We start from the raw sequence: 7592 nt of genomic DNA, 5'->3' as shown, positions 1-7592 counted from the left end.
ACCAACGTTTACGTGCGGTTTTACGCGTTCAAACTTTTCTTTTGCCATCTTAAAAAATTCCTAATTAAGAAATTAAAGCCTGACTCACTATTGAGCCAGACAAGCTAAAATCATATAACAGCGCGAGCTGAAATTATTGTATCTGCAACATTTTTAGAGGCTTCAGCGTACTTCAAAAACTCCATAGAGTAAGAAGCACGGCCCTGTGTTGCAGATCGTAAAGCAGTTGCATAACCAAACATTTCAGAAAGAGGAACCTGAGCATTAACTTGCTTAAGTCCACCTATTGCATCTTCCATGCCTTCGATTATGCCGCGACGACGGTTTAAGTCGCCAACTACATCACCCATGTTTGAGTCAGGAGTGATTACTTCAACCTTCATCATTGGCTCTAAAAGTACAGGGTCAGCCTTAAGCGCCCCAGCTTTCATTGCCATTGAACCTGCAATTTTAAATGCCATTTCATTCGAGTCTACATCATGGAATGAACCATCATATAAAGTCGCTTTAACGCCAAGTAATGGGTAGCCTGCCAGTACACCTTGAGACATTTGCTCTTGGATACCTTTGTCTACCGCAGGGATAAATTCTTTTGGAACCGAACCACCTACAGTTTCGTTAACGAACTCATAAATTGGTGCTTCATCATCCGAAATATCCATCGGTTCAAGTTTAACCCAGACGTGACCATATTGACCACGACCACCTGATTGACGTACAAACTTCCCTTCAACTTCAACAGTTGAACGAATAGCTTCTCGGTATGCAACCTGCGGCTTACCAACGTTACATTCAACACTGAATTCACGTTTCATACGGTCGACAATGATATCAAGGTGAAGTTCACCCATACCAGAGATTATAGTCTGGCCTGATTCTTCGTCAGTTTGTACACGAAAAGAAGGGTCTTCAGCAGCTAGTTTACCTAGTGCAATACCCATCTTATCTTGGTCAGCGATTGTGCGAGGCTCAACCGCAACAGAGATAACTGGCTCTGGGAACTCCATACGCTCTAGCGTAATGATAGAGTTCGGATCACACAGTGTCTCACCTGTTGTTACGTCTTTAAGACCAATAGCTGCCGCAATATCGCCTGCGTAAACTTCTTTGATCTCTTCACGTGAGTTTGAATGCATCTGTACGATACGACCAAATCGCTCACGCTTACTTTTAACTGGGTTATAAACCGCGTCACCCTGTTTAACAGTACCAGAGTAAACACGGAAAAAGGTTAAAGTGCCAACAAACGGGTCTGTTGCAATTTTAAATGCAAGTGCAGCAAACGGCGCTTTATCATCAGCTGGACGTTCTTCCTCAGTCCCATTTTCTAGGATACCTTGGATTTGTTTCACTTGTGTTGGTGCAGGCATGTATTCAACAACGCCATCAAGCACAGCTTGAACGCCTTTGTTTTTAAATGCACTACCACACGTAATGGGAACAATTTCGTTCGCTAATGTGCGTTGACGTAAGGCAGATTTAATCTCTGCTTCACTTAACTCTTCACCTTCTAAGTACTTATCCATTAGTTCTTCAGAGGCTTCAGCTGCACTTTCAACTAAATGAGAGTGCCATTCTTGAGCGAGCTCTTGAAGTTCTGCCGGTATTGCCTCATAAGAGAAAGTCATACCCTGGTCCGCTTCGTTCCAGTTAATGGCTTTCATTTTTATAAGGTCAATAACACCTTTAAAGTCGTCTTCAGCGCCAATTGGCAACTGGATTGGAACAGGCGTTGCTCCAAGACGAGATTTCACCTGGTCAACAACCGTTAAGAAGTCAGCGCCGGTGCGATCCATTTTATTTACGAAGATCATTCTTGGAACTTCGTATTTGTTCGCTTGGCGCCAAACTGTCTCAGTTTGCGGCTGTACACCTGATGAAGCACAAAGAACAACTACCGCACCATCAAGTACACGTAAAGAACGCTCTACTTCGATAGTGAAATCTACGTGTCCTGGAGTATCAATAATATTGATACGATGGTCGTCAAATTGCGCGTCCATCCCTTTCCAGAAACACGTTGTTGCAGCAGAAGTGATTGTGATACCACGCTCTTGTTCCTGCTCCATCCAATCCATAGTTGCGGCGCCATCATGTACTTCACCGATCTTATGAGAAAGACCTGTGTAGAACAGAACACGTTCTGTTGTGGTGGTTTTGCCTGCATCTACGTGAGCTACTATGCCGATATTACGGTAGCGCTCAAGTGGAGTTGTACGTGCCATATGATCCTCTTAAAGGTTAAGGACAGATTACCAACGGTAATGTGCGAATGCTTTATTCGCTTCAGCCATACGGTGAACGTCTTCACGTTTCTTAACCGCAGTGCCTTTGTTGTCAGCAGCGTCAACGATTTCTTGAGCTAAACGTAAGCCCATAGATTTTTCGCCACGCTTACGTGCAGCGTCTACTAACCAACGCATACCTAATGCGTTGCGACGTACTGGACGTACTTCAACTGGAACTTGATAAGTTGAACCACCAACACGGCGAGATTTAACCTCTACCTGTGGACGGATGTTATCAAGTGCAGATTCAAAGATTTCTAGGTGCGACTTGCCTGATTTCTCAGCAGCCACGTCTAGCGCACCATAAACAATTTTTTCAGCAGTAGATTTCTTGCCGTCTAACATTACGATGTTAACGAATTTAGCAAGAAGTTCCGATCCGAACTTAGGATCTGGAAGAATTTTACGTTGACCTATTACGCGTCTTCTAGGCATTTTGTATCTCCGGTTTATTCAGGTTTGTCCTTTTGGAACAATCACCCAAAACAATAATTAATAATATTTAGTGCTTGGCCTTACTAACGGAAAACAATTAGCCTTTAGGGCGTTTTGCACCGTATTTAGAACGAGCTTGACGACGGTCGCTAACGCCTGCACAGTCAAGTGCACCACGTACAGTGTGAAAACGCACACCTGGTAAATCTTTAACACGACCACCACGGATTAGGATTACACTGTGCTCTTGAAGGTTATGACCTTCACCACCGATGTATGATGTTACTTCGAAACCGTTAGTTAAACGTACACGAGCTACTTTACGTAACGCTGAGTTTGGTTTCTTAGGTGTAGTTGTATATACGCGAGTACATACACCACGCTTTTGCGGACACGCTTTAAGCGCAGCTGAGTTACTTTTAGTAACCTTGCTACGACGTGGCTTACGCACTAGCTGGTTAATAGTTGCCATTTAAATAGCTCCTGAAATTAAAATTACTACTGAAAAAAATAAAAAAATCCGCCCTTTTTACAAGCTTGTAACATACATGCAAGTAAATGGGTGGCGGAATTTTAATGAGCAAAGTTTAACCTGTCAACCTAAACTCATCGTAAGACAGTAGATAACTGTCTTACGATTTATTAATCTGTTGATTAATAAGAGTTTATTGATTTCCAGATAAATCTGCGTTCAGAGCATCTGTTAGTGCTTGAGTTGCCTCTTCTGCACTTACTGTTTGCTCTTCAACAACTTCACCCTGCTTGCGGCGAGCCATACGGTCTTGGTGATACGCAAAGCCAGTACCGGCTGGGATCAGACGACCCACAATTACGTTTTCTTTCAGACCACGAAGCTCATCGCTCTTACCATTCACTGCGGCATCTGTAAGAACACGTGTTGTTTCTTGGAAAGACGCTGCCGAGATGAAAGATTCGGTTGCTAGTGATGCTTTCGTGATACCCATAAGTTGTATTTCAAACTTCGCTGGGATTTTACCTTGTTTTTCAAGGTCACGATTAGCGATATTAACGCGAGCTACTTCAATTTGCTCACCCGCTAAGAACTCAGTATCACCGCCGTCAAGGATGGTACATTTACGTAGCATCTGACGAATAATTGTTTCAATGTGCTTATCATTGATCTTAACGCCCTGCAAACGGTAAACCTCTTGCACTTCGTTAACAATGTAGTTAGCAACATGAGTCACACCACGTAGGCGTAAGATGTCATGTGGTGATTCAGGGCCATCGGCGATAACTTCACCTTTAGACACTTGCTCACCTTCAAACACGTTAAGTTGACGCCACTTAGGAATCATCTCTTCGTAATGATCGCCTTCAGCTGGTGTAATAACTAAACGTTTCTTACCTTTAGTTTCTTTACCGAAGCTAATAGTACCTGTGATTTCAGCTAAGATAGCTGGATCTTTTGGCTTACGTGCTTCAAATAAGTCGGCTACGCGTGGTAGACCACCCGTGATATCACGAGTTTTCGAACCTTCTTGCGGAATACGTGCAAGTACGTCACCTGGGTTTGCTGTAACGCCATCTGTCACTTCAATCGTAGTGAATGAAGGTAGACGTGTTTCTTGCAAGCCGCGCTCTTCACTTTCGATGATAAGCTTAGGCTCTTTCGCATTTACTTTAGCAAGGTCTTTAACAACTACACGGGTTAAGCCGGTTAGTTCATCAGTTTGTGCTTCAGTATTTGAGTCATCAATATCGCTGAAAGAGATTTTTGACTTATGCTCAAGAACGATTGGGTGACTATGCGGGTCCCAAGTAGCAACGATGTCGTTACCTTGAACTTCTGCATTGTCTTGTACTGTTAGTACCGCACCGTAAGGTACTTTATAGCGCTCTTTTTCACGACCGAAGCTATCAATGATAGTGATTTCAGTTGAACGTGAAGTAATTACAATCTTACCGTCGGTATTAAGTACATACTTAGCGTTATGTAGTTTTAACGTACCGTCAGTTTTAACTTGTACATTGTTTTCAGCTGATGCTCTTGATGCCGCACCACCGATGTGGAATGTACGCATCGTAAGCTGTGTACCCGGCTCACCGATTGATTGTGCCGCGATAACACCTACTGATTCACCCGCGTTGATGATATGACCACGTGCAAGGTCACGACCATAACACTTAGCACATACACCAAAGTCGTTATCACAGGTGATAACAGAACGTACGCGAACTTCATCTACTGAGTGCTCTTCTAAAAGGTCACACAGTTTTTCATCAAGCATGATATTACGCTCTACTAATACAGTGTCTGTATTAGGGATAACCACAGGCTCAGCTACAACACGACCTAGTACACGTTCGCGAAGTGCTTCTACAACGTCACCACCTTCAATAAGCGGTTTCATTGTTAAGCCATCTTCTGTGCCACAGTCGTCTTCATTGATTACCAAATCTTGTGCAACGTCTACTAGACGACGCGTTAGGTAACCTGAGTTAGCTGTTTTAAGTGCTGTATCGGCAAGACCTTTACGCGCACCGTGCGTTGAGATGAAGTACTGTAGTACGTTTAGACCTTCACGGAAGTTAGCCGTGATTGGCGTCTCGATGATTGAACCATCTGGACGTGCCATTAGACCACGCATACCTGCTAGCTGACGGATCTGAGCGGCACTACCACGAGCACCTGAGTCGGCCATCATAAACACTGAGTTAAATGACGGTTGCTCTTCTTCTTCACCTTTGGCATTGATAACCGTGTCTTTAGACAAGTTGGCCATCATTTCACGTGATAAGTTTTCATTTACACGTGACCAGATATCGATAACTTTATTGTACTTTTCACCAGCCGTTACAAGACCTGATTGGAATTGTTGGTTGATTTCAGTTACTTCAGCTTCAGCTGATTCAATGATTGATGCTTTAACTGGTGGGATAACTAAGTCATCGATACCAATTGAAACACCTGACTTCATTGCGTAGTGGAAACCGGTGTACATAACTTGGTCAGCAAACACAACAGTGTCTTTAAGACCTAGACGACGGTAACACTCGTTTAATAAGCCAGAAATCTGCTTTTTACCTAATGCTTGGTTGATTGACTCAAACGGCATGCCTTTAGGTAAAATTAGAGACAGAATTGCACGACCCACAGTAGTGTCGATAAGCGTTACAGTGTCTTCAACAACACCTGCTTCGTTAGTGATTGACTGACTAATACGCACTTTAACGCGCGCGTGAAGTTCTGCGTTACCACTACGGTATGCTTTTTCTGCTTCTTTAGGATCTTTAAATACAATGCCTTCGCCTTTCGCATTAATGCGATCGCGCGTCATGTAGTAAAGACCTAATACAACATCCTGTGAAGGAACGATGATTGGCTCACCATTCGCTGGAGATAGAATGTTGTTAGTAGACATCATTAGTGCACGAGCTTCTAACTGAGCTTCAAGCGTTAACGGTACGTGTACCGCCATTTGGTCACCATCGAAGTCGGCGTTGTAAGCCGCACATACTAATGGGTGTAAATGGATTGCTTTACCTTCAATTAGTACAGGTTCGAACGCTTGGATACCTAAACGGTGAAGTGTAGGTGCACGGTTAAGTAATACTGGATGTTCACGAATTACTTCGTCTAGTACATCCCATACTTCCGCTACTTCACGCTCTACCATTTTCTTAGCAGCTTTGATTGTCGTAGCCATGCCGCGACGCTCTAATTTGCCATAGATGAATGGTTTGAATAGCTCAAGTGCCATCTTCTTAGGAAGACCACATTGGTGAAGCTTAAGTGTAGGACCAACCGTGATTACAGAACGGCCAGAGTAATCTACACGCTTACCAAGTAAGTTCTGACGGAAACGACCTTGCTTACCCTTGATCATATCAGCAAGAGATTTAAGCGGACGCTTGTTAGAACCTGTAATTGCACGACCACGACGACCGTTATCAAGTAGCGCATCTACCGCTTCTTGTAACATACGTTTTTCGTTGCGTACGATAATATCTGGTGCAGCTAAATCTAATAGACGCTTAAGACGGTTATTACGGTTAATAACACGACGGTAAAGGTCGTTTAGATCAGATGTCGCAAAACGACCACCGTCTAGTGGTACTAATGGACGTAAGTCAGGTGGCAATACTGGAAGTACTGTCATGATCATCCACTCAGGGTTATTACCTGATTGGTGGAACGATTCCATTAACTTAAGACGCTTAGTGATCTTTTTACGCTTCGTTTCAGAGTTAATTGTTGGTAACTCTTCACGCATTTCAGCAATTAATTGGCCAAGATCAAGTTCACGAAGCAAGTCTAATACTGCTTCTGCACCCATCTTAGCTTCAAATTCATCACCGTGCTCTTCAAGTGCATCTAGGTATTCTTCTTCACCTAATAGTTGACCACGCTCAAGCGTTGTCATACCAGGCTCAGTTACTACGAATGATTCGAAGTAAAGAACACGTTCAATATCACGAAGTGTCATATCAAGCATTAAGCCAATACGAGACGGTAATGATTTTAAAAACCATATATGTGCTACTGGGCTCGCAAGGTCGATATGACCCATACGATCACGACGCACTTTTGTAAGTGTAACTTCAACGCCACACTTCTCACAGATCACACCACGGTGTTTAAGGCGTTTATATTTACCACATAAACACTCATAATCTTTCACTGGGCCGAAAATACGGGCACAGAATAAGCCATCGCGCTCAGGCTTGAAAGTACGGTAGTTAATAGTCTCAGGTTTCTTTACTTCACCGTATGACCATGAACGAACCATGTCTGGTGAAGCAAGACCAATGCGAATTGCATCGAATTCTTCGGTCTTATTTTGTTGCTTCAGAAACTTAAGTAAGTCTTTCACCTTAGCTCTCCTGTCGGAGTTAATCTTGAGG

The 7592-nt window shown here is 43.3% G+C and carries 4 protein-coding genes; all 4 read right to left on the bottom strand.

Annotated features, from left to right (window positions below; genetic code table 11):
* Nucleotides 1–110: 110 nt before the first annotated feature.
* Nucleotides 111–2225 (bottom strand): elongation factor G, encoded by a 2115-nt coding sequence (gene fusA, locus AN390_RS14475; protein ID WP_024032049.1) that lies wholly within the window; start codon nucleotides 2223–2225, stop codon nucleotides 111–113.
* 27 nt (nucleotides 2226–2252) lie between these two features.
* Nucleotides 2253–2723 (bottom strand): 30S ribosomal protein S7, encoded by a 471-nt coding sequence (gene rpsG, locus AN390_RS14470; protein WP_004588211.1) that lies wholly within the window; start codon nucleotides 2721–2723, stop codon nucleotides 2253–2255.
* A gap of 97 nt (nucleotides 2724–2820) precedes the next feature.
* On the bottom strand, nucleotides 2821–3195 hold the full coding sequence (rpsL, locus tag AN390_RS14465) for a 30S ribosomal protein S12 (RefSeq protein ID WP_002958885.1): 375 nt from the start codon (nucleotides 3193–3195) through the stop codon (nucleotides 2821–2823).
* A 193-nt stretch (nucleotides 3196–3388) separates the two neighbouring features.
* Entirely contained in the window at nucleotides 3389–7561 is a 4173-nt protein-coding gene (gene rpoC / locus AN390_RS14460; RefSeq protein WP_004588210.1) for a DNA-directed RNA polymerase subunit beta', read from the bottom strand.
* Nucleotides 7562–7592 lie beyond the last annotated feature (31 nt).

This window comes from Pseudoalteromonas sp. P1-11, assembly GCF_001399995.1.
GTDB classification, from domain to species: domain Bacteria; phylum Pseudomonadota; class Gammaproteobacteria; order Enterobacterales; family Alteromonadaceae; genus Pseudoalteromonas; species Pseudoalteromonas atlantica.
The sequence above is the reverse complement of the archived record's forward strand: the minus strand, read 5'-3'. Positions and strand labels throughout refer to the sequence as shown.

Coding starts and splice junctions, on each gene's coding strand:
- fusA (WP_024032049.1), bottom strand. CDS start 2,225: ATGGCACGTACAACTCCACTTGAGCGCTACCGTAATATCGGCATAGTA.
- rpsG (WP_004588211.1), bottom strand. CDS start 2,723: ATGCCTAGAAGACGCGTAATAGGTCAACGTAAAATTCTTCCAGATCCT.
- rpsL (WP_002958885.1), bottom strand. CDS start 3,195: ATGGCAACTATTAACCAGCTAGTGCGTAAGCCACGTCGTAGCAAGGTT.